The following is a 21,987-nucleotide window of genomic DNA, read 5'->3' as shown; positions in this document are numbered from 1 at the left end:
AATCCTGCAATTGGGCGGCGAGCCTTTGCCGCGAAAACAGTCGTGCCGTTCTCGCCGGCCCGTGGCCGATTACAACGCCTTGGGCCTGCGGGGCCGGCATACTGGCCGCTGCCGCCGAACGATCCGCAATGACTGGGTCGATTTAGCGATGGCGGCCCGTTCCACAAGCAAAGGAGATCAAACATGAACCGTTACATCGTCGCATTCCTTCTCACCTCCGCGGGTGTTGCATCCGCCCAGCAGCAGCTTTCGATGTCGCAGAAGATGGAACTTCGCGACAACTGCAAGCAGGACATCCAGCAGTTATGCCCAGGCATCCAGCCGGGTAACGGTGAGCTCATGGCCTGCATCAAGGAGAACAAGGCCAAGCTTTCGGGCATATGCACGTCAACGATCGAAAAGCTGTCGGCTGCCAGGAAATAGCGCCCACCTTTAGCGCACCCACCGGCAGATCAAAGCCGCTCGTCCGCGCTCTGTCGACCACAAGCGAGACGAGCGGCATTTCGCACGATCAACGTCAGGAAGCAAACATGAAGCGATCCATCACCGCCTCCAGCAGAATTCTTGCCGCGACCATTCTTGCGGCGCTCACGGTAACATCCTCGGCAGCATCCGCCGACGATGGTGACATCGATTATCAATGCGTTCCCGAAGCGACAGCGTTCGCCGAGGTCGCTGATCTGGCCTACAGCTTCAGAAGCGAAAGTGGCGTCTTCACCAACGCGCTGGATGGTTTGCGAGATCAGCTCATCGACTGCTTGGTCGCCACCGATGGGAAGACCAACCTGGATCGCCAATCCGACGCCGATGGCGGTTTCATATGGAGGGTACACGGTCCGCTGCCGCGATAGGTGACGTGTCGGCGCGAGGGCTGCGTAGCCCTCGCCTCGCGGCAATCGTCGTATCGCTAGCACCATGACATTGAAACACCGCATCCCGGCCGGATCGCGGTGTTTTTGCGCTCCCGCTCGATCAGTGCACCGTCGGGGAACACCCCATCCTGAGAAGTCGGCTGCATTGAGCCGAATGCCGCTCGTCGACGAAGCGTCCGACTTGCGCGCGCAGAACGATGTAGGTGGAAGAGCCATGCCGTCCCGTGTGCGGCAATCGGTCGGCCGCCTCGTTCAACAGCGTTTCGAGCTCCAGCGGGCAGACGCCGTCCGCCGCCATCATCTGACGGATCATGGGGTCTTGAAGCAACCGCCGGTAATGTCGTTTCGTTTTCTCGGGCATGAACACCACTCCTGGATTGGGACGCAGCATTGCGCAGCGTCAGGAGGCACAGGAATAGTCCCGCGGATTTGCCATCCTAATTCGACATTATTTCACTCTGTGTCAGTGGCCGCCGGGGCCGCGAGCGGAAGAAAGACCATGGCGCGCAGGCCGCGACCGTGATCCCGGTTCGAAAGCACGACCCTGCCGCCATAAGCGTCGAGAATCTGCTTGACGATGGACAGGCCAAGCCCCGTGCCCCCGTGGCCGCGATTTCGAGATGGCTCGCCACGGAAGAAGGGTTCGAACACCAATGAGAGGTCCTCCGCCGGTATTCCCGGGCCATCGTCCTCTAAGACGAGGCAGGCAACGCCGTCACGCTGCTCGGTGTAGGCGCGGACATGGTTGCCGTAACGCACGCCATTGGAGAGCAGGTTGTCGATGACCCTGCACAGCGCCGATCTCGGCATGCGCACGACGAGCGCCTTGGGCGTCGTCGAGAGGTCGATACTGACATCATCGAGGCCGGAGGCGCAATAGCGTAGTGCCTCGTTGACGTCGGCGATCTCCTCGACGGAGTCGGTGTTCCCGGATTCGCTTGCGAAAAGCAAAACGTCGTTCAACAAATGCTCCATAGCTTCGACATCGAGTACCGCGCGGTCCCGATGCGGACCGGCGGGCATCATCTCCAAGCGCAGGCGAAAGCGCGTGAGGTAGGTCTTCAGGTCGTGCGACACCGCGCCTAGGAACAACGTTCGATTGGTCAGCAGCGCAAGAATGCGGGTCTGCATGTTGTTGATCGCGCGGATCAGCATGCGTAGTTCCCGCGCGCCGCGCTCCTTGACGGGAACGGGTTCGACTCGATTTCCGAGCTCGTCGATACTGCGGGCAAGCTCCGTCAGCGGCCTTGTTTCGCGCGCGACCGCCAACACCGCTAGGAGAGCGACAACGATGCCGGACAAGCCGCCAAGGAAGCCGATCGGAACATTCCAGATTCTCAGTGTCGTCTCGTCGGAAATCGTGAAGATGGCGACCTCGCCGCTCTTCAGGCCAACGACAAAGGTGATCGTGAATTCGTCACGGCTTTGTGCCTGGCCGGGACGAGTGCCGGCTCTGACGATCCGGCCGGGCGCATAGTCTTCCATCTTCGCCTGAGTGACAACGCGAAGCCTTGAAATACTGAGATTATCCTCGAAATCGGCAGGTATGTCGGCGGCGTAGGTGACGGCGAAGCCCTGCGCATTGGCCACGTCGAGCACTTGTGGACGCGCCAGCGGCGGCGTCTCATCCAGCAGGCGCACCACCGCGACCACCCGATCGGCTATTGCGTAGGGCGGCAACGGAGAACGCCCGTTTTGCCAGATATAGGAGAGCAGGACCGCCATCTGGCCGAGGAAAAGCGCCGCGGTGACGATGAGAGCAATTCTGGAGAGAATCCCGAAACGGCCCATCTAGCCGTCCGTCACATTGAGATTGAAGAGATAGCCGGCATTACGCACAGTGGTGATGACCTGTACATTCGGCGGCAGGCAGGCGGCGAGCTTGGTGCGCAGACGCGAGATCGCAACGTCGATCGTCCGGTCGTAGGTTTCGGCGCTCGCGCCACGGGTCAAGTCGAGCAATTGGTCGCGCGACAGCACGCGCTTCGGCCTATCGAGGAAACAGGCAAGCAGATCGAATTCCGTCGTTGTGAGCGGCACCGCGGTTCCGTCCTCGGTCGAGATCGTGCGTGCCTCGGGGTCAACGATTAGGCCCGCGAAACGCTTGATTCCGTTGGCGGCCTCCAGCGCCCCGCCGGCTGGCGAGGTCCGCCGCAGGACCGCACGGATGCGTGCAAGCAACTCGCGCGGATTGAACGGCTTGCCGAGATAATCGTCCGCACCAAACTCCAGTCCAACGATGCGGTCGATATCGTTCGTCTTTGCCGTCAGCATGATGATCGGAACCTGCGAGCGCGCACGGATGCGGCGGCAGAACGAGAAGCCGTCCTCGCGTGGCATCATGACGTCGAGGACGACGAGATCGGCCCATTTGCGCTCGATCCGCCGGTCGGCGGACGCAGCACTGTCGGCTGTATGCACCAGAAAACCTTCCCCCGTGAGGAACTCGTCGAGAAGGTCCCTGATCTCGGGATCGTCTTCGACGACAAGGATCTTCAACGTCTCGTCCACTGCGCTTCCTCGTCTCTGGCAGCCACTACCCTTCGTAGCACTCTGTAATCGGCCCGGCATCATCTTGCAAAAGGTCAAAGTCAGCCTGGGTGACCAACCAAGCCATCGGCCTCAGATGCGCCCCGCATGAAACGACACCTGCCTTTCATCAGCGTTTCAGAAATATTGCGATTTGTTGCAGGCGGCAGTGCCGCCGCCCCGAATTGCCCGTACAGCAGGAGCAGCCAGCTGTAATCTTTGGAAGCAAACTTGAAATACCGCATCAAAGATCGTTCCGCATTTTCTCTACCGTGTTCATCAGAGAAAGGTATCCACCAATGAATGCGGTTCAACGTAAAGGCAGCCGTCCCGCCGCTGCCCCGGCTGGCGCACGCGCCGCCAAACTACACCGAGTCGTCGGCTGGGTCAGGGACGGCTTACTGATTGCCATCCTATTCATCAGCTTCCTGCTGTTCGTATCCTTTGGGGGCGTGACGAAGAGTTTCGCCGCAACTGGCGGCATAGCGCTCTCCGACGTCAATCTGCGCGCCGGCCCGAGCACGCGATATCCTGTCGTCAGCGTATTGCCCCGCAGTGCTTCGCTATCGATCTATGGATGCATCGCCGACCAATCCTGGTGCGATATCGGCTGGGGCGGCTATCGGGGCTGGGTGGCGGCGAGCTACGTGCAGGTAATCTATAGAGGTCAGCCGACGGTGCTCACGGCGGCGGTCGTGCCAGCGGTGGGCATTGCCACCGTCGCCTTCACGGTAGCCTATTGGGATGCCCACTATCATGCGCAGCCTTGGTACGGCCAGTGGAACCGCTACTATGGCGGCTACTCGCGTTCGGTCGCCGTCGGCTGCAACGACAATGGCTGCGGTGCGGCTGCCGTAACACACGGCCCGCGCGGAGGCGGACGGCATGTAGCCGGCGGTTGCCAGGATGGCAATTGTGGCGGTGCTTCCGTCACCCATGGCCCCCGCGGCGGCGGCAGGGCGGCGATTGGCGGCTGCAATGACGACAGATGCGCTGGCGCATCGGTGACACGTGGCCCGAGAGGAAACACCGTCATCCGGCACGGTGGCTTCGATCGCCCCTGAGCGGAGAACATCGCGCAAACGGACGCTGCGGTTCCCCGTAGCGTCCGCAACAAATTGCAACAAAGCTGTAATTTCCCCGCGATCCCAGCCTGCGACAACCGCGGTCTCCGTTGAATTCAATCGACCATCGTTGCGTGAAGGCAGGCTGGCATGTCTCTCTTGAAAAACTCGATCTTCGGCGTCTGTGGACGCAGCCTTATCCTGCTTTCCATCGTCGCATCGCTCGCAGCTTGCAACGATCAGCCGCCGCAAGCTCCGGCTCTAAAGTCAGTCCCGGTCATCCAGCCGCAATCCGCCGACGTGACCCGCTACCTCTATGAGACGGGCACAGCAAAGGCGCTCGATAGCGTCGATCTCACCGCGCGCGTCTCCGGCTATCTCAAATCCATCGACTACAAGGACGGAACCGAGGTCAAGGCCGGCCAGCGCCTGTTCCTGATCGAACCCGATCAGTACGAAGCCCAGCTCCAGCAGGCCCAGGCAACGGTCGAGCAAACGGAAGCGAGCTTCCACAATGCGCAGGTGCAGCTCGACCGGCAGGAACAACTGGCGCGGTCATCAACCACGACGGAAGCGAACGTCGACAACGCGCGGGCAACGCGCGATGAAGCCAAGGCGCAGCTCGATCAGGCGAAGGCTTCACTTCGCGAGGCACAGATCAATCTGGGCTATACCAACATAACGGCGCCTTTCGACGGTTTCGTCACCGAGCATCAGGCGGATGTCGGTGCCCTCGTTGGCAGCGGAAGTCCGACAACGCTCGCAACCATCGTCCGGCTCGATCCCATCCATGTCTCCTTCTCGGTCTCCGATACCGACATGCTGCGCATCCGCAAACAGGCCCGCGCCCGCGGATTGACGTCGAAGGACGTGGAGACGATCGCGGTCGATGCCGCAACCAAGGCCGACGACGGTTTCCCGCATCAGGGCAAGCTCGACTACATCTCTCCGCAGACGGATGCCGAAACGGGAACGCTTTCCGTACGCGCCGTCTTCGAAAACAGGGACCGCGATCTCGTGCCGAACCTCTTTCTGCGCCTGCGCATACCCTTGGGCGTGGTGAACGGCGCCTTGCTCGTGCCGCCCTCCGCCATCGGCACGGACCAGCAAGGCCGCTTTGTGCTTGTGGTCAACGAAAGCGATGTCGTGGAGCGACGCTCGGTTAATCCGCTCGACCGCAGCGGCGACCTGCAGCAGATCCAGGGCTCTCTGGCCGCCAAGGACTGGGTGATCACCAACGCCGCCTCCGGCGTCCGGCCCGGCGACAAGGTGGCGAAGCAAGACGCCGCGAAGCAAGCCCAGGGCGAGGCCAAGCAGTCCGCCGCCCCGGCCGCCAACTGATCGGAGCCATCATGTTCTCCCGCTTCTTCATCGAGCGCCCCGTCCTCGCAAACGTCATCGCACTCTTGACAATATTGCTTGGCGCCATCGCCTTCCTGCGCCTTCCGATCACACAATATCCCGATATCGTGCCGCCCACGGTGCAGGTCACCGCGCGCTATCCTGGCGCCAGCGCCAAGACGCTCATGGACACCGTCGCGTTGCCGATCGAGCAGCAGGTGAACGGCGTTCCGGACATGCTCTACATGCAGTCGACGAGCGCCAGCGACGGAACCTACAATCTGACCGTCACCTTCGACATCGGCACTGACGCCGATGAAGCACAGATACTGGTGCAAAACCGGGTGGATGCCGCCAACGCGCAGTTGCCGAGTTCCGTGCAGTCACAAGGGGTCTCCGTACGCAAGCGCTCGACCTCGATCCTCGCCTTCGTGACACTCGATGCGGAGGATTCCAAATATGACAGCCTGTTTCTCGCCAACTACGCGACGATCAATCTCAAGGATGCTTTGGCACGCGTTCCCGGCGTCGGCGATGTTACCGTCTACGGTGCCGGCGACTATGCCATGCGCATCTGGCTTGACGCCAACAGGCTGCAGGCGCGCGGCCTGAAACCCGCCGATGTCGTCAGCGCCATCCAGTCGCAGAACCAAAGCGTCTCCGGCGGGCAGATCGGCATGCCGCCTGTCGACACCGGCCAGGGCTTTCAGACCCCGATCGAAATCTCGGGCCGGCTGGACCAGGTCGAACAATTCGAGGATGTGATCGTCAAGACCAACAGCAACACCGGGGCGGTAACCCGAGTCAAGGACGTCGCACGCGTCGAGCTCGGTTCGAAATCCTACAACCAGGTCTTTCGCGTCAACGGCAAGGCATCCGCCTCGCTGGCGATCAGCCAGCTTCCCGAGGCGAATGCGCTCGACGTCGCAAAGGCGGTGGAGGCGCGGATGACCGAGCTGTCGAAATCCTTTCCGCCCGGCCTGAGCTATTCCGTGCCGTTCAACACCACCACATTCGTCAACGCGGCGGTGGACGAGGTTTACAAGACGCTGATTGAGGCCTTCATCATCGTGCTTGCCGTCATTTTGTTGTTCCTGCAGGATTGGCGCGCCATGCTCGTGCCGGCAACCACCGTGCCGGTGACGCTGATCGGCGCTTTTGCCGCCATGGCCGCGATGGGATTCTCGATCAACATGTCCACCCTTTTTGCGCTGGTGCTGGCGATCGGCATCGTCGTCGACGACGCGATCGTTATCGTTGAGGGCGCCGCGCGACAAATGTCTCACGGACTGAGCGGCCCTAAGGCGGCCGAAAAGGCCATGGAGGAGCTGTTTGGACCAATCATGGGCATCACTCTGGTGCTTGTTTCCGTCTTCCTGCCTGCCGCCTTCCTTCCCGGTTTGACGGGCAAGCTCTATCAGCAGTTCGCGCTGGTAATCGCCAGCACAGCTGTGATCAGTGCCATCAACGCAGTCACGCTAAAGCCTGTGCAGGCTGCCCATTGGATGCGACCGGTCAAACCGATCGAAGAACGCAATATCCTATTCAGGCTCTTCGAGCGCGGCTTCAATCGTCTCGAAAGCGGCTATACCGGGCTCCTCTCCCGTATGTTGCGTTTTCGCTATGTCATCGCGCTCGCGACCGCGGCTGTGGTGGTGCTCGCCTTCGTCGGATTGTCGCGCGTTCCGACTGGTTTCCTGCCGCTCGAGGACCAGGGCTATCTCGTCGCAGCCGTTCAGTTGCCGCCGGGCGCCTCGCTTGAACGGACGGATAAGACGTTGAAAGAGGTGCAGGCGAAGCTGCAGGATCAGCCCGGTATCGATAACGTGATCACCGTTGCCGGCGTCTCGTTGCTCGACAACAACGCGCCGCTTGCGAGCGCTGGCCTCGCCTACATTGTCCTGAAGCCTTGGGACGAACGCGGCAAATCGGAAGCGCTGCTTCCAATTTATCAGAAGATATCCAAGAGCCTGTCCCGCCTTGACGACGGCTTCGCGACGGTGGTTCCGCCGCCGTCGATCCAGGGTATCGGCAACACCGGCGGTTTCACGATGATGGTCCAGCTGACCGATGGCAGTAGCGACTTCGGGCGGCTGGCCGATATCGCCAACGGTGTGACAACCGAAGCCAGAAACGATCCGCGCCTGCAGAATGTGCAGGTCAACGCGAACGTCAACGCTCCGCAGCTCGCCGTCAGCATCGACCGGACCAAGGCCGCGACACTCGGCGTGTCGATCGGAGACGTTTTCGACACGCTTTCGGGCTATCTCGGGTCGACTTATGTCAACCAGTTCACCCGTTTCGGCCACACATTCCAGGTCTATGTGCAGGCGGAGGGCTCGTTCAGGAAAGTTTCCGAGGGCATTTCACGTCTGAGCGTTCCGAATGGATCGGGATCGCAGGTGCCGATTGGCAGCATCGTCACGGTCGAGGAAAAGATCGGACCGTCGCTGATATCGCTCTACAATCTTCACCCCGCCATGTCGATCGTCGGTCGGCCGCAATCCGACGTGAGTTCCGGCGAAGCGATGGCGATCATGGACAAAGCCGCGGCCGCCTCGCTTCCCAACGGTGCAACGACCGACTGGACCGCCATCTCGTATCAGGAGAAACTGACCGGCAACCAGATCTATATCGCCTTCGGGCTGGCCCTTGTTCTCGCCTACTTCGTACTCGCCGGCCAATACGGCAGCTGGCTCGGTCCCCTCCCCGTTATCTTATCGGTCCCGCTTGCCCTTGCCGGCACGGTCGCGGTCCTTCTGGCGCTCGGCCTGCAAAATACCCTTTATACGCAGATCGGCATCGTTCTGCTCATCGCGCTCGCGGCCAAGAATGCGATCCTGATCGTCGAGTTTGCCCGCGACCTGAGAATCAAGGAAGGCAAATCGCTGCTCGAGTCCGCGGTAACTGCTGGCAAACTGCGTTTCCGGCCGATCCTGATGACGTCGATCGCATTCATTCTAGGGATGATCCCACTCGTCCTTGCAACCGGCGCCGGCGCGAATGCCAGCCGATCGATAGGGATCTCGGTGGTCAGCGGCATGCTGATCTCCACAATGCTTTGCGTGTTCGTCGTGCCGGCTCTCTATATGATCGTGCGTTCGCTCGAAGAGCGCTATTGATCGCAACGCGATCCTTTCGGACAGCTCGCGCAAACCGGCCTCTGCCTCATCAGTCATATAGTGGCATTTCGCCAACCCGCTCGCTGGCTCCATCGTCAATCGAGGGGCCAGCGGTGCATGCGACTTGTGCCGCTGCCGCTGCCTCGGTCGAAGCCATCCGCAGTCCATGGTCGGGAAGGTGCCGCGCCGCGAACACGGCGAGTAAGAGAAATACCAATCTTAAGATGAAGGCTCGCAGGATCTTTTCGGACGCGTCCATGATGTTTCCGGGTTTGATAATTGTGCTCCCATGATCTTCGGCAGGCGACATGGCACAATGCGGAAGATACAACGGAAGCCTTCGTCAAATCCGAAGGGTCTTTTGCGGGAGGAAACATGCGCTTCGATATGACTGATCTTCGCCTGTTCCTCCATGTGGTGGAGGCGGAAAGCATCACACAGGGCTGCGAGCGCGCCGGCATGGCCCTGGCGTCTGCAAGTGCGCGCATACGTGGGATGGAGGAGATGAGCGGCGTCCCGTTGCTGGAGCGCGGCGCGCGTGGAGTACGGTCAACACAGGCAGGCGACGCCCTCGCCCATCATGCTCGCATCGTGCTCGGGCAGATGGAGCAGATGCGCGGCGATCTGCAGCTTTACGCGAAGGGATTGCGCGGGCAGATCCGCCTGCTGTCCGGCCGCGCGGCTATGGCTCACCTGCCGGAAGCCCTTCAGCGCTTCCTTGTAGACCACCCAACGATAGACCTCGATCTTGAGGAGCGGCAGAGCCCCGACGTCGTTGCCGCCGTCGCAGGAGGTCTTGCCGATCTTGGCATAGCAGCCGACACGACGGACACTGGCTCGCTCGAGACGCGACCTTTCAAGACCGACAGGCTCGTGCTGATCACAGCTCGGGATCATCCGCTATCGGGAAGGGAATCGGTCGCGTTCCGCAACGTCCTTGACGAGCCCTTCGTCGGTCTGCCAGCTGACAGCGCCTTGCAGGGGCACCTCGCGACCCATGCCGCGCGCGAAGGCCGCCAGTTCAAGCTTCGTATCCGCCTCGACAGTTTCGAGGATATCTGCGCGATGGTCGCTAGCGGGATCGGGCTGGCGATCGTTCCTGACGTCTACGCGACGCGCCATCAAGGAGTACTGTCCCTCGGTGTCGTTTCACTCTCGGACACCTGGGCTCTGCGCCACCTTCTTGTCTGCTCGCGCAACTTCGCGGCGCTGCCCGTTCACGCAAGAAAGCTCGCAGATTATCTGGCGGCTGGCTGATATCGCCGCTCCAGGGAAAAAAGTTGCGTCGACAGTGCCGGATCCTGTTTTGCGCCACACAGCTTTGGCTTCTATCTCAGGCTTCCACTTATCAGACGGCTAAAATCGAAGGCCACAACTTTGACTATCTGTGGGGTGGCCGGAAGCCTCTCTCGAGTGATGCGTCTCCGATCTTCTTGAGTTCGCCACTGAGAGCCTCGTAGGTGGACAGTGTCTTTGGTGTGAGGCGGCTCAATCCGTGCCTGCGAACGACCGTGGCCACCTCTTCGTCGCTGCATGAGGCAATCTCGAAATATGGCTACCTCCCTAATTTCAGCCGTAATCGCGCGCCGCACACCTGGGGGACAATGGACACGGATCCATTATGAGACTGGGCGATCTGATGGACGATGCTCAATCCCAGTCCGGCACCGGTTTGTCTTGGTGTACTGCGGTAGAACGGCTCGAAGACTTTTTCACGCTCTCCAAAAGGGATGCCGGGCCCGTCATCACCGACGTCGATCACTCCTCCCTCGCTCAGTTCTACCCGGATATCACCGGCTCCCCCGGCATGCTCGATTGCATTTCGTACGAGGTTGGTAACTGCGCGCTGAAGCGAATCCCTGTCGCCCCTGACGATCATTTTCAACACCGGCGTGTAGAACCCCAGTTCATACCCTGCTGCTATGGCGATCGGTGCGCAGTCCGCAACCACGGTTTTGCAAAGATCGACAAGATCGACATCGGCCCAGGACTGGATATTGCCGAAGCGCTCCATGTCGAGAAGCTGCTCGGCCGTCTCAGCCAGGCGGCCGGTGTCCTTGAGCAACCGACTTCTCTCCGGACCGGGCGCCATGCCCTCCAGTCTCGTCTGCAGTATTGCAATCGGCGTGCGCAATTCATGGGCTGCATTGGCGAAGAAGCGCCGCCGCAAACGGACATCCTCGTCAATCCGTTCGAGTGTCGCGTTGATCGCGTTGACAAGAGGATGAAGCTCCAGGACGACATCGTCCTTGGCGAGCCGTGTCCCGAGACTGTTGGCATCGATTGATGCCATGCGCCCAATCGTTTTTGTCGTGCCGGAAAGACCACGGCCAACCAGCAGAGGCAGAGCGAGGAATACCAGCACGACAGGAATCAGGGTGAACGGCACATAGACCACACTCAGGCCCATCATCACATTGGAGATGTAGGTGCCGGGTGTCGGCTTTCCGCCGTAGAGCACCTTCACCGGGCCTGCTGCGGTGACGAGGTCGGCGAACTTCGCCGTGATCGATGATCCGTTTTCCCCGCGAATGTCGACGAGATGAATATCATTCAGAATAGAGAGCAGTCCGGCATATTGCGGCGGGACCTGGCCAAAACTGACGCGCCGTCCGGAAGCGTCGACAGCGGCGAACCAGAAGGACGGTGTCGTTTCCGTAAGTTCCGCAAGGGCGCCGCTCCTGTCGACGACAAGCTCTCCGCTGTCTTCCTTCAACGCCGCGGTGATCACCGGCTTGACCGCTTCGTCCGCGTCGATCTTCTCTGGGAGGACGACATAGAGAAAGCCTAGAAACCCGACATTCAGTACGATCATCAACAGGCCAAGGACGATCCCGAAGCGAATGACGAGCTGACTTTTGAGCGATCGTTGGCCAAAAGGGTTCCAGCTCATTCGCTCACCTTGAAGAGATAGCCAACACCACGCACCGTATGGATGGAGACGTTAGCCCCAGCCTCGACCAATCTGCGGCGCAGGCGGGACACGTGGCTGTCCAGAGCGTTCGACTGAATGTCGTCATCGTAACCGTAAACGGCATCTTCCAGTGCTCCGCGCAAAACGGTGCGTCCAGCGCGGCGCATCAGAATCTGAAGCACGAGCATCTCCCGCCTCGGCAGACTGACCATCTCCCCCTTGACGAAAAGGTCCTGGTGATCGAGGTCAAAGCGTACATTGCCCTCAATGATGACCTGGCTGGCGTAACTATCTGGCCGTCGCGCCAGTGCGCGCAGTCGTGCCATCAGTTCTTCAGCTAGAAAAGGCTTTCCCAGGTAATCGTCTGCACCGTCATCCAGTCCCAGTATCCGATCGGTTGGGGCGTTGAAGGCGGTGAGAACGATGACCGGCGTCGTATCGCCGGCCTGCCTCATGTCACGTAGAAGTTCGAGGCCGTCTCCATCAGGAAGTTGCCGGTCCAGTATGACAACATCGTGCACGCGGGCAAGGATCGCCTCGCGGGCGTCCTCGACGCGTGTAAAATGGTCAACGACATGCTGGTTCTGCGTTAGGACGGTGCTGAGCGCCCTTGCCATCTCTACCTCGTCTTCCACCAACAGAAGTCTCATACTTTCAACCTACCTCACGGCACCTGTCTTCTTCTTGAGCAACGACTGGCCCAACGAGAGAGAAACGTTGCGACAGGATCGGCACCCCGAACCGGAATCTCACGACGAGAACAATTGCTGTTCTGGGCAAGGGTAGCTCCTTTCAAGCAGGTGGATCGTGCCGATGACGAGATGATCCCTTACTGTCTTGACCCTTCCGCCGCCGCGCCAGTCACCTTGTTTGGAGCGAACCAGTGCGCGAGGCGACGAGACAGGCCATCCAGATAGGTGAGCACAACTGGCACGAAGACAAGGGTCAACAACGTGGACGATATCAATCCACCGATAACGGCATGAGCCATCGGAGCGCGCTGCTCACCCCCGTCGCCCAAGCCAAGCGCCATCGGCAACATGCCGAATATCATAGCAAGCGTGGTCATCACGATCGGTCGCAAACGTACGGCACCGGCATCGATAAGGCTCTGCCGAAGATCCTTGCCCTGGCGCACGCCGAGATTGGCGTAATCGACGAGCAGGATTGCATTCTTCGTGACCAGTCCCATCAGCATGATGAAGCCGATCATCGAGAACATGTTGATTGTGGAACCTGTTGAAAGCAGCCCGAGAAGGACCCCGATCAACGATAGCGGCAGGCTCATCATGATGGCGATTGGTTGGATAAACGAGCCGAACTGGGATGCGAGTATGATGTAGATGAAGATGATGGCGAGCATCAGGGCCTGAAGGGCGTAGCCGGTGCTCTCGACAAGATTTTCGGCATCCCCGCCAAAGGAGATACGGTATCCGGTGGGAATGTCCAGCTTGCCGATGGCAGCATTGAGATCGTCGGTCACCTCCCCGAGCGGGCGGCCCTCGATATTGCTTGATATGCGGACTTCGCGAGAGAGATCCTTACGCGTGATCGCGTCCGGCGACCTGCTTTCGATGACGTCCGCGACCTGGTCGAGCAGCACGACGATCGGCTTGCCGTCGCTGTCGCTTTTCCCTGTGGAAATGGTCAGGTTTCGCAATTGCGCAGCGTCGCGTCGGCCGGTCGCCGGAAGCCGCACCATGACATCGTAGGACTCGCCATCGGGCGCGTTCCAGACCGAAATGGCGTCCCCGGCGACCAGCGGCCGCAGCGTGTCGCCGATCATCGCGATCGAGACGCCGAGATCACTCGCGGCCTCGCGCCGGATCTTCACGGCAAGGGTCGGCCGGACGTTCTCGATCGATGATTCAACTTCGGTTGCACCCGGGATAGCCTTGAGCGCCGCGGTAATCTGATCGGAGATCCGCCGCAGCTCCTTCTCGCCATCGCCAAGAATGGAGAGTTGCAGTGGCTTGGCAGATCCCCCGACACCCGAGGACTGGCCAACGGAAATATCGAGTCCGGCGATACTCGACAACCGCTTGCGGATAGAATCCACGCTTGCCGCCGTGGTCAGCGCCCGTCGATCGCCCGGCACGAGTTGAACTGCGACCAGGGCTTGATTGAATCCGCGTGCACCGCCGGAGTTGATGGTCGAGTAGGTCGTGGCGACATAGTCGAATGCCTTGAGCGCTCGTTCCACCTGGCTGACTTTTGCCGCCATGTAGTCGAGCGAAACACCCTCCTGCGCCTTGAGCGAAACACTGACCTCGCCCTGGTCCGCCGGTGGAAGGAATTCGGCGCCCACGCGTGGGATGAGCAGAAGACTGCCCAGAAACATCACGGCGACGAAGGCGACTGTTGTTTTCCGGTGACCAAGTGTCCAGAGAATGAGGCCGCGATAGTGGTCAGACAGTCCTTCAAACCATCTGTCGAACCGTTGTACGGCATGCCCCAGAGGGCCACGTTTTGCGTCCTTCCGAGACTGCGGGTCATGCCAGACACTCGACAGCATTGGATCAAGCGTGAACGAAACGAACAGCGAGATCATCACCGAAACAGCGACCGTCACACCAAACTGAAGGAAAAACCGCCCGATCAGCCCGCCCATGAAGGCGACGGGAAGGAAAACTGCCACGATGCACAACGTCGTAGCTAGAACAGCAAGGCCAATCTCGTTTGTCCCGTCGAGCGCGGCGCTGACATGATCCTTACCCATCTGCAGATGACGCGTGATATTTTCGCGCACCACGATCGCGTCGTCGATCAGAATGCCGATCGATAGTGACAGGGCCATCAAGGTCATCGTGTTCAGTGTAAATCCGAGCGCATGGACAGCGGCAAAGGTTCCAATCACCGAGATCGGCAGCGTGAGCCCCGTGATCACGGTCGACCGCCACGAGTTCAGGAACAGGAAGACGATGATGACGGTAAGGATACCACCTTCGATCAAAGTGCGCTGCACCTCGGAAACCTGCGCGGCAATCGCCGTCGAATTGTCGCGGGTTATCGTCAGCTTTATGTTTTCCTTTACCAGTTCCGCATTGAGAGTCAGAACCTGCTGGCGTATCGCCGAGGCGACTTCGACAGTGTTTGCTCCCTGCACCTTGACGATGTCCAACCCGAGAGACGTCACGCCTTGGTAGGTCGCCCGGCTTGTTACCTCTGCACCGGTGTCGAGTACGCTCGCCACATCGGCGAGGTAGACCGGATAGCCACCGCTCTGCGCGACAATGATACTGTTGAAGCCCGCAACGTCCTCGATGCGGCCTTCCACCGTGACAATCCGCTGGTTGATTCCCGAAATGAGCGTACCGGCGGCACGATCCTGGTTTTCCCGCCGAATGGCGTCCATGACAGTCGCGACACCGATGCCGTAGGCCTCCAGCCGATCGGGGTCGAGGACGACGAGCATCTGCCGCTCGCTGCCGCCGACCAGCGTGATCTGCCCGACGCCGGGCATCACGCTCAACCGGTTGATGATGATCCGATTGGCAAGCGTCGTGATGTCGGACAATGAGCGCGTGGAAGACGAGGCCGCGATCGACAGGATCGGCTGATCATCCGGATTGAACCGTGTGACCTGCGGTGTATCCACGCCGTCGGGAAAGCTGGCCTGAAGGCGCGCCACCCGATCGCGTACCTCTTGCGCGGCAAGCTGTGAGTTCACATCCAGATCGAATTGAACGACAACGATCGACTGGCCCTCGTAGGATTCAGACGTGATGCTGTCTATGCCGCCAATCGTGTTCAACACCTGTTCGATTGGCCTCGACACCTCGTTCTCCACCGAGGCCGGCGAGGCGCCGTTGTAGGTGGCCGAGACGACGACGATCGGAAGATCGGTCTCGGGAAAAAGATCAACTCCCAGTCGATTGTAGGAAAAAAGTCCAACGACGACGACAGCAACCATCATCATGGTCGCGAACACAGGATGGCTGACACTGACACGAGTCAGAAACATGGGTCAGTGTCCCTCTATCACGACGCGTGTCCCAGCGACGATATCAGGCAGTGGCGATGTCACAACCATCTCGCCCTCACCGAGGCCTTGCACGGCGACGAGATTGCGGTCGCTCCATGTGAGACCGAGATCCACGGAGACCCGGTGCAGCACGCCGCTCTCCACACGCAGGACGAAGGAGCCATCCTCGTCATGCCTGATCGCGGCCACCGGAAGCGCGATTACGTCGCTCTGTTCGTCGACCTTCAAGATGCCCGTTGTGAACATGCCGCCCCGCAGCAAACCTTCCGTGTTTTCAATCGCCAGAAACACTCGCACGGACCGGGACCCGGCCACCGCAGTTGGCGATATGCGCACGACCTCACCAGTGAAGGTGCGGCCAGCAAAACCTTCCACGTTAAGGACGACGGGCTGCCTGGGGCGCACGAGCGGAATACGGCTTGTCGGAACCCCGGCATCGACCTCCATCCGTGTCAGATCAACGATCGTCATCAATTCCGTGTTGAGCGGTACCGTCTGGCCTTCCTCGACGGAACGTGAGGCGACGACGCCATCGAATTCCGCGTGCATCGACGCGTAAGCAAGAGATCGTTCCGCATCAGCGACCTCGGCCTGCTTGATGCGAAGCTGTGCCTTCAACTTCAAGAGATTTGCTTTCGCCTCAAGCCGCGTGGCTTCGGACGAGGCGCCCCTCTCTCCAAGGGTCGTGCTACGTTCAAGCACGGCATCGGCAAGCGCAATCTGAGCATCCAGGGCGTCGATTTCCGCTCTTCTGGCGGCCACTGCCGATGCCAGCGCTTCCGTGTCGAAGCGAACGAGAAGGTCCCCCTTCTTGACGACATCGCCAATCTTGACCGGCAGATCGATAACGGTAGCGGAAACCCTCGAGGTCAGCGTCGACCGGCGAATGGGTGTCAGGGATCCGGCAATGCGGACCTCATTTGCGATATTCTGACGTTTGACCACGCCAACATCGACCTCCGAGATTTCGACGGCTGCGGAATCGAGCTGCTGCGCAAGCGCGGATCCGGTCACCATCGCCATGGTGGCTGCCAAAAGACTGATGAGATGAAGCGACACGGTTTCCCCAATTCGAATTCTGCCGACTTCCGAACGATAACGCGACCGACCGGGAAGGAAGGCGGACGCCCGCTCTGGGTCGAAGAACCGGCGCCCGGCCATCGCGGCCCTGATCGACGCCGCTTTGGCCCTGTGAACTGACCGAAGGAAGATTGCAGGAACATTACGGACGGCGGATGGGAGGATTATTTTGGACCCGTAATGTTCTCACAATGTCGCCATCTGACTGTCCGTGTGCTTTCGAACAACAGAGAGGAGACGGATCATGAATGACACAAGACGCTCAAGGGCGCTGCTCGCCATGCTGCTATCGGCATCCCTGCTGATTGCGGCGGGTAGCGCCGAGGCGATGGACAAGAAGTCCAGAAACATCGCGCTCGGCGTTGGGCTGGGGCTTCTGACCGGTGCGGTTGCTTCGCAAGGAGATCCACGCGGCGCAATAGGCGGAGCCGTTGCTGGCGGGCTGATCGGTGCGGTTGTTGGTAGGGACCATGGAGCTACGCGCCGCGAGGATTGGCGTCGTTACGACCGCGATCGCCGGCCGCATCGCTACGATCGCTATCAACCACGCTACTGACCGAACCGAACAGATGATGATGACAGGAGCAATCATGACTATGAAAACCGCCGCAATCGCCATGGCGAGCCTTCTCTTCACCGGCCTGGCGCAGGCACAGACAACCGTGCCACCGGAAGATCCGAAAGCATCGCAGGATGCCATCAAGCGGGAAATCGACGCGACGTTCACCAAGATCGATGCAAACAGCGACGGATCTATCTCGCGCGAGGAATTCGGCGCATTCACTGAAAAGACCATCGCCCAGCAGGTCAAGATCTTCAATCAGACCTTCGATACGCTGGATATCGACAAGGATGGCAAGATCAGCAAGGCGGAAGCCGCCGAGAACAAGGCGTTCGCAGCCGGTTTCGATGAGGTCGATGCCGACAAGGACGGCTTTGTCTCGAAGCAGGAGCTCGCCCTGGCGATGAAAGCCGCGCAGGAGGATGAAGGTCAAGACTAGCGTACCGCGCCGCCGGGTAGCAATCCCCGCGCAAGACGTATCGGACGAGGCCGGCATATATGCCGGCTGAAGCACTCCGCAGGCCGGGACCGCGGCAAAAACCATAGGATGTTCAAAAGATGAAGGAATTCCGTACACCCCTCCTGACGGTCGTGATGTTGGCAGGGAGCGGCCTCGGCGCCATGATCCTTGCGGGTTGCACCGCCGACGCAGGGGAGCCCTACAGAGATCACCATAGATGTTTCAACGGAGGCAACGGGGCCTGCGCGGACCTTGACCAGTACTATCGGGACCGCGAACGGCTCCTCAACATGGAAAAGGCGCGTGTAAACGCTCGGCAAGCACGTGAGAATCTGAGGATGCTGCACGAGATCCGGCGGAAACGGGGTGAATATTGAGCGTCAGGGCGTGCTCGGCGACTGGGGTCGACGCTGAACCTCGTCGAACATTCATCGGTTGCCTCGTCGCATCAGCGACAGAAGATATGGCGCGCCGATAGGGCTCGATAAGAGACAGCGTGGCACATGGTAGCAAAAGTGAGCGGAATATCTCTCGCTATTAGTTGGCGCGGCTTGCGCATCACCATGATGTATAGCCATAAAATGCGAGCCAATTTGTGAGACTTAGGAAGTGGACGAATGGGAAATATATTCAGTCTCGAAGGGCGGATCGCGGTTGTCACTGGCGCGAGCCGCGGGCTCGGTCAGGCGATTGCTCTGGCTCTGGCCGATGCCGGAGCCGATGTGTGCGTCACGGCGCGCGACGAACATTCGCTGGCGGAGACGCGAGCGCTGATTGAGGCACGTGGACGAAAGTGTGCCGTCGCATCTCAAGACGTGAACGATGTGCCGTCCATCGAACGCGTACTTGATCAGTTCGAAGCTTTTGCTGGTCGCATTAATATTCTCGTCAACAATGCGGGCATCGAACAAGTCTCCCCTTCGCTCGACGTCAATGAGGAACTGTGGGACCGTATCATCGATACGAACCTGAAGGGCGCCTTTTTCTGGGCACGGGCAGCGGCACGCCGCATGTCCAAGCAGCCTCAAGGTGGAAACATCGTGAACCTCTGCTCGCTCACCTCTTTTGTCGGCATCCCCACGGCCGTACCTTATGGATCATCGAAATCGGGACTGCTCGGCATGACGAGAGCCCTTGCAGCTGAATGGGCTGCTTCGGGCATACGCGTCAACGCCGTTGCGCCGGGATATTTCCGTACGGCGATGACCGAGGTCTTCTACGAGGACACCAGTTGGCAGACACGCATGCTCGACAAGATTCCGCAGCGCCGATTTGGAGATAATTCCGATATCGGCGGTGCGGTGGTCTTCCTTGTCAGTGATGCCGCCGCTTACATTACCGGCCATTGCCTGCCTGTGGATGGCGGTTTTTTGGCCTCGATATAAAAAAGAGGCAGGCGCGGCAAAAAGCATTTGATGCCGCGCGCCCGGACATGTATATACATTTAAAGACAAGAAATAAGAGTGGAACTAGAAGGCCTTAGGCTTTCGGCCGTGGGCTGGCTTGCGACATCCTGATCTCGAATACACGATGAAATACCGGGGTTTCCGCCGGTGATGCTCGAATGCATATGCACGGGCAAACGGGAAACCTATTTCAATACTGTCGCCGCTTGGGCTATGAGCCTGAGCGACTGCTGTCGCGTGCCTGCCATTCCGCCGCGCCGACGGCCTCACAAAGGGAATGTGAAATGACGGACGTGTCCTTCTACGAATATTCGAAGCTTTCCGCGGACGGAAAAGCTGCGCTTTTGCGCCGCTCGGAAAACGACATTTCGAGCTTCATGGACAAGGTCAAGCCGATCCTCGAGGCGGTGCGTACCGAGGGCGATCGCGCCGTTGCGCGTTTCGGACGCGAACTCGACAAGGCGGACATTTCGGAAGCCACCATCAAGGTAACGGAAGCCGAGTTTGACGCGGCCTTCGGTCTGGTCAGCACCGATGTCATCGACGCCATCAAGTTCGGCATCGAAAACATCCGCGTCTTCCATGAGGAGCAGAAGCCGGAAGCCATGTGGCTGAAGGAGGTCCGTCCGGGCGCCTTCGCCGGCGACCGTTTCACGCCGATCCAGTCGGTGGCGCTTTATGTCCCGCGCGGCAAGGGCTCCTTCCCTTCCGTGACCATGATGACCTCCGTGCCTGCCGTCGTCGCAGGCGTCCCGCATCTCGCGATCGTCACGCCGCCGGCGCCAGATGGCAGCGTGGATGCAGCAACACTGGTCGCAGCGCGTCTCGCGGGCGTCGAGACCGTCTACAAGGTTGGCGGCGCGCAGGCCGTGGCGGCCGTTGCCTATGGTACGGAAACCATCAAGCCGGCGCTGAAGATCGTCGGACCCGGCAGCCCGTGGGTCGTTGCCGCCAAGCGCATCCTGGCCGGCGTCATCGACACCGGTCTTCCAGCCGGCCCGTCCGAAGCGATGATCTTCGCGGACGATACTGTTCACGGCGGTCTTGCCGCGCTCGATCTGCTGATCGAAGCCGAACACGGCCCCGATTCATCGGCCTATCTCGTCACGCACAGCCGCCGCGTGGCGGAAGAAGCGCTTGCCGCCCTGCCCGAGCATTGGGCGCGGATGACGGCGCAACGCGTCGATTTCTCGAGCACCGTGCTCTCGGGCAAGTGCGGCGGCGTTGTGCTGACCTCGTCGATCCAGGAGAGCTACGACTTCGTCAATGCCTATGCGCCGGAGCATCTGGAAATCCTGTCCACTGATCCGTTCTCGCATCTTGGCCAGATCACGGAGGCCGCGGAAATCCTCATGGGACCGTATACGCCCGTCAGCATCGGCAACTTCTGCCTCGGCCCGAATGCCGTGCTGCCGACCAGCCGCTGGGCGCGCACATTCGGTCCGCTTTCGGTCACCGATTTCGTCAAGCGCAGTTCGATCGGTTACGTCACCGCTCCCGCCTACCCGCTTTTCGCCGAAAATGCGCATAAGCTCGCCATATACGAAGGCTTCTCCTCGCATGCCAACGCGGTATCGCCGGTCCGCGATGCTTACCTCAAGCCTAAGGGCTGAACGATGAAGGCGGTGCGTCTTTACGATGCCATGGATTTGCGGCTGGAGGAGGTCGACGGACTTCAGCCGCCGCCGCCGGGCTACGTCAATATCGACGTGCGGGCGGCCGGCATCTGTGGTTCGGATCTCCACAATTTCCGCACCGGTCAATGGATATCGAGACGCCCGTCGACGGCAGGCCACGAATTCTGCGGCCGCATCTCGGCGGTCGGACATGGCGTAGCAGGCTTCACTGTGGGGGATACCGTTGCGGCGGATTCCCGCTTCTATTGCGGCGAATGCAGTGCCTGCGCGTCCGGCAGGACCAATGTGTGCGAACGCCTCGGCTTTGTGGGCGAAGTTTGCGACGGTGGCTTTGCGGAGGAGGTACAGCTTCCCGCAAGGCTGATCATCCGCCACGAGCCATCGCTTGACCCGCGTGTCGCGGCGATGGCCGAGCCGCTGGCGGTGGCCTTGCACGCAGTCCGGCGTCTCCGCGTGCCCGCGGGTGAACCGGTACTTTTGGTCGGTTGCGGCACGATCGGCGGGCTAAGTGGCCTTCTGCTTTCGAAGCTTCACGATGGACAGCTTCTGTTTTCCGACCTGAAGGGCGAGCGAGCCCGCATGGTCGCGGAGATCTGCAGTGGCACCGTCGCGGAACTGACGGCCGAGGATATCGCCGCCAAGCTAGGCGGGGCACGGCTGCGCTACGCGCTCGATGCGACCGGCAGCATTAAGGCCGTCGGCCAGGCGCTGGAGCTGCTTTCGGGCGGCGGAGCGCTGGCGCTGGTCGGCATCAGCCATGGACGCCTGGATCTCGATCCCAACATTCTGGTGGAACGCGAGATCGCGCTTCTCGGCTGTCATGCCTATGAAGACGAGCTTGTGGAAGCCGTTTCGCTTCTGCCGCAGTTGCAGGACGAGCTTTTGAAATTCAGCGAAGTGCTGTCGTCCCTCGACGAAGTCCCCGCCGCTTATCGCCGACTGCTCGATGGACAGACGGACAACCTGAAGACCATCATTCGGATTAGGGATTAGTCATATGCAGCAACGTCTCGGC

At 60.2% G+C, this 21,987-nt stretch carries 19 protein-coding genes; 11 read left to right on the top strand and 8 right to left on the bottom strand.

Annotated elements, in window-relative coordinates; all coding sequences use genetic code 11:
- Positions 1 to 183 precede the first annotated feature (183 nt).
- Both QTL95_RS03605 and QTL95_RS03600 read left to right on the top strand, forming a co-directional pair.
- On the top strand, positions 184 to 423 hold the full coding sequence (locus QTL95_RS03605; RefSeq protein WP_289718590.1) for a cysteine rich repeat-containing protein: 240 nt from the start codon (positions 184 to 186) through the stop codon (positions 421 to 423).
- A gap of 107 nt (positions 424 to 530) precedes the next feature.
- On the top strand, positions 531 to 851 hold the full coding sequence (locus QTL95_RS03600; RefSeq protein ID WP_289718589.1) for a hypothetical protein: 321 nt from the start codon (positions 531 to 533) through the stop codon (positions 849 to 851).
- A gap of 121 nt (positions 852 to 972) precedes the next feature.
- On the opposite strand, the gene QTL95_RS03595 is transcribed toward QTL95_RS03600, so the two are convergent.
- The 4 genes from QTL95_RS03595 to QTL95_RS03580 all read right to left on the bottom strand — a co-directional run bounded on the left by QTL95_RS03595 (position 973) and on the right by QTL95_RS03580 (position 3,646).
- A complete protein-coding gene (locus QTL95_RS03595) occupies positions 973 to 1,233 on the bottom strand; it encodes a hypothetical protein (protein WP_289718588.1) in 261 nt (86 codons plus the stop codon).
- Positions 1,234 to 1,325: 92 nt separating this feature from the next.
- On the bottom strand, positions 1,326 to 2,663 hold the full coding sequence (locus QTL95_RS03590; RefSeq protein ID WP_289718587.1) for an ATP-binding protein: 1,338 nt from the start codon (positions 2,661 to 2,663) through the stop codon (positions 1,326 to 1,328).
- Positions 2,664 to 3,383 carry a response regulator gene (locus QTL95_RS03585; protein ID WP_289718586.1) on the bottom strand — a complete coding sequence of 240 codons (720 nt, stop codon included), beginning with the start codon at positions 3,381 to 3,383 and terminating at the stop codon, positions 2,664 to 2,666.
- Between the two features lie 80 nt (positions 3,384 to 3,463).
- Positions 3,464 to 3,646, bottom strand: coding sequence for a hypothetical protein (locus QTL95_RS03580; protein WP_289718585.1), 183 nt, complete (start codon positions 3,644 to 3,646; stop codon positions 3,464 to 3,466).
- A 54-nt stretch (positions 3,647 to 3,700) separates the two neighbouring features.
- Between QTL95_RS03580 and QTL95_RS03575 the strand changes: the two genes are divergently transcribed.
- From QTL95_RS03575 to QTL95_RS03560, 4 genes are all read left to right on the top strand, one after another.
- Positions 3,701 to 4,465: an SH3 domain-containing protein gene (locus tag QTL95_RS03575; RefSeq protein ID WP_289718584.1), complete on the top strand. Its 765-nt coding sequence runs from the start codon at positions 3,701 to 3,703 to the stop codon at positions 4,463 to 4,465.
- A 150-nt stretch (positions 4,466 to 4,615) separates the two neighbouring features.
- Positions 4,616 to 5,806 carry an efflux RND transporter periplasmic adaptor subunit gene (locus tag QTL95_RS03570; protein ID WP_289718583.1) on the top strand — a complete coding sequence of 397 codons (1,191 nt, stop codon included), beginning with the start codon at positions 4,616 to 4,618 and terminating at the stop codon, positions 5,804 to 5,806.
- An 11-nt stretch (positions 5,807 to 5,817) separates the two neighbouring features.
- The gene (locus QTL95_RS03565) at positions 5,818 to 8,928 is read left to right on the top strand and encodes an efflux RND transporter permease subunit (protein ID WP_289718581.1); all 3,111 of its coding nucleotides are present in this window, start codon (positions 5,818 to 5,820) and stop codon (positions 8,926 to 8,928) included.
- Positions 8,929 to 9,303: 375 nt separating this feature from the next.
- Positions 9,304 to 10,185, top strand: coding sequence for a LysR substrate-binding domain-containing protein (locus tag QTL95_RS03560; protein ID WP_289718580.1), 882 nt, complete (start codon positions 9,304 to 9,306; stop codon positions 10,183 to 10,185).
- Positions 10,186 to 10,483: 298 nt separating this feature from the next.
- Here QTL95_RS03560 and QTL95_RS03555 read toward each other — a convergent pair whose 3' ends face one another.
- The 4 genes from QTL95_RS03555 to QTL95_RS03540 form a co-directional block, all read right to left on the bottom strand.
- The gene (locus QTL95_RS03555) at positions 10,484 to 11,821 is read right to left on the bottom strand and encodes a sensor histidine kinase (protein ID WP_289718579.1); all 1,338 of its coding nucleotides are present in this window, start codon (positions 11,819 to 11,821) and stop codon (positions 10,484 to 10,486) included.
- Positions 11,818 to 12,492, bottom strand: a complete 675-nt coding sequence (locus tag QTL95_RS03550) for a response regulator transcription factor (RefSeq protein WP_289718578.1) — start codon at positions 12,490 to 12,492, stop codon at positions 11,818 to 11,820. The genes QTL95_RS03555 and QTL95_RS03550 overlap by 4 nt, the downstream gene beginning before the upstream one ends.
- A gap of 179 nt (positions 12,493 to 12,671) precedes the next feature.
- The gene (locus QTL95_RS03545; RefSeq protein WP_289718577.1) at positions 12,672 to 15,806 is read right to left on the bottom strand and encodes an efflux RND transporter permease subunit; all 3,135 of its coding nucleotides are present in this window, start codon (positions 15,804 to 15,806) and stop codon (positions 12,672 to 12,674) included.
- A 3-nt stretch (positions 15,807 to 15,809) separates the two neighbouring features.
- Positions 15,810 to 16,886 carry an efflux RND transporter periplasmic adaptor subunit gene (locus QTL95_RS03540; RefSeq protein ID WP_289718576.1) on the bottom strand — a complete coding sequence of 359 codons (1,077 nt, stop codon included), beginning with the start codon at positions 16,884 to 16,886 and terminating at the stop codon, positions 15,810 to 15,812.
- Between the two features lie 265 nt (positions 16,887 to 17,151).
- Here QTL95_RS03540 and QTL95_RS03535 point away from each other — a divergent pair, with 265 nt between their 5' ends.
- The 5 genes from QTL95_RS03535 to QTL95_RS03515 all read left to right on the top strand — a co-directional run bounded on the left by QTL95_RS03535 (position 17,152) and on the right by QTL95_RS03515 (position 21,965).
- Positions 17,152 to 17,463: a bacteriocin gene (locus QTL95_RS03535; RefSeq protein WP_289718575.1), complete on the top strand. Its 312-nt coding sequence runs from the start codon at positions 17,152 to 17,154 to the stop codon at positions 17,461 to 17,463.
- A gap of 34 nt (positions 17,464 to 17,497) precedes the next feature.
- Positions 17,498 to 17,908 (top strand): EF-hand domain-containing protein, encoded by a 411-nt coding sequence (locus tag QTL95_RS03530; RefSeq protein WP_289718574.1) that lies wholly within the window; start codon positions 17,498 to 17,500, stop codon positions 17,906 to 17,908.
- Positions 17,909 to 18,546: 638 nt separating this feature from the next.
- A complete protein-coding gene (locus QTL95_RS03525) occupies positions 18,547 to 19,314 on the top strand; it encodes an SDR family NAD(P)-dependent oxidoreductase (RefSeq protein WP_289718573.1) in 768 nt (255 codons plus the stop codon).
- A gap of 305 nt (positions 19,315 to 19,619) precedes the next feature.
- Positions 19,620 to 20,948, top strand: coding sequence for a histidinol dehydrogenase (gene hisD / locus QTL95_RS03520; protein ID WP_289718572.1), 1,329 nt, complete (start codon positions 19,620 to 19,622; stop codon positions 20,946 to 20,948).
- Positions 20,949 to 20,951: 3 nt separating this feature from the next.
- Positions 20,952 to 21,965, top strand: coding sequence for a zinc-dependent alcohol dehydrogenase (locus QTL95_RS03515; RefSeq protein ID WP_289718571.1), 1,014 nt, complete (start codon positions 20,952 to 20,954; stop codon positions 21,963 to 21,965).
- Positions 21,966 to 21,987 lie beyond the last annotated feature (22 nt).

The organism is Rhizobium sp. S152, assembly GCF_030380735.1.
Lineage (GTDB): Bacteria > Pseudomonadota > Alphaproteobacteria > Rhizobiales > Rhizobiaceae > Rhizobium.
Note: the sequence above shows the minus strand (reverse complement) of the source record. Positions and strands in the feature narration are given on the sequence as shown.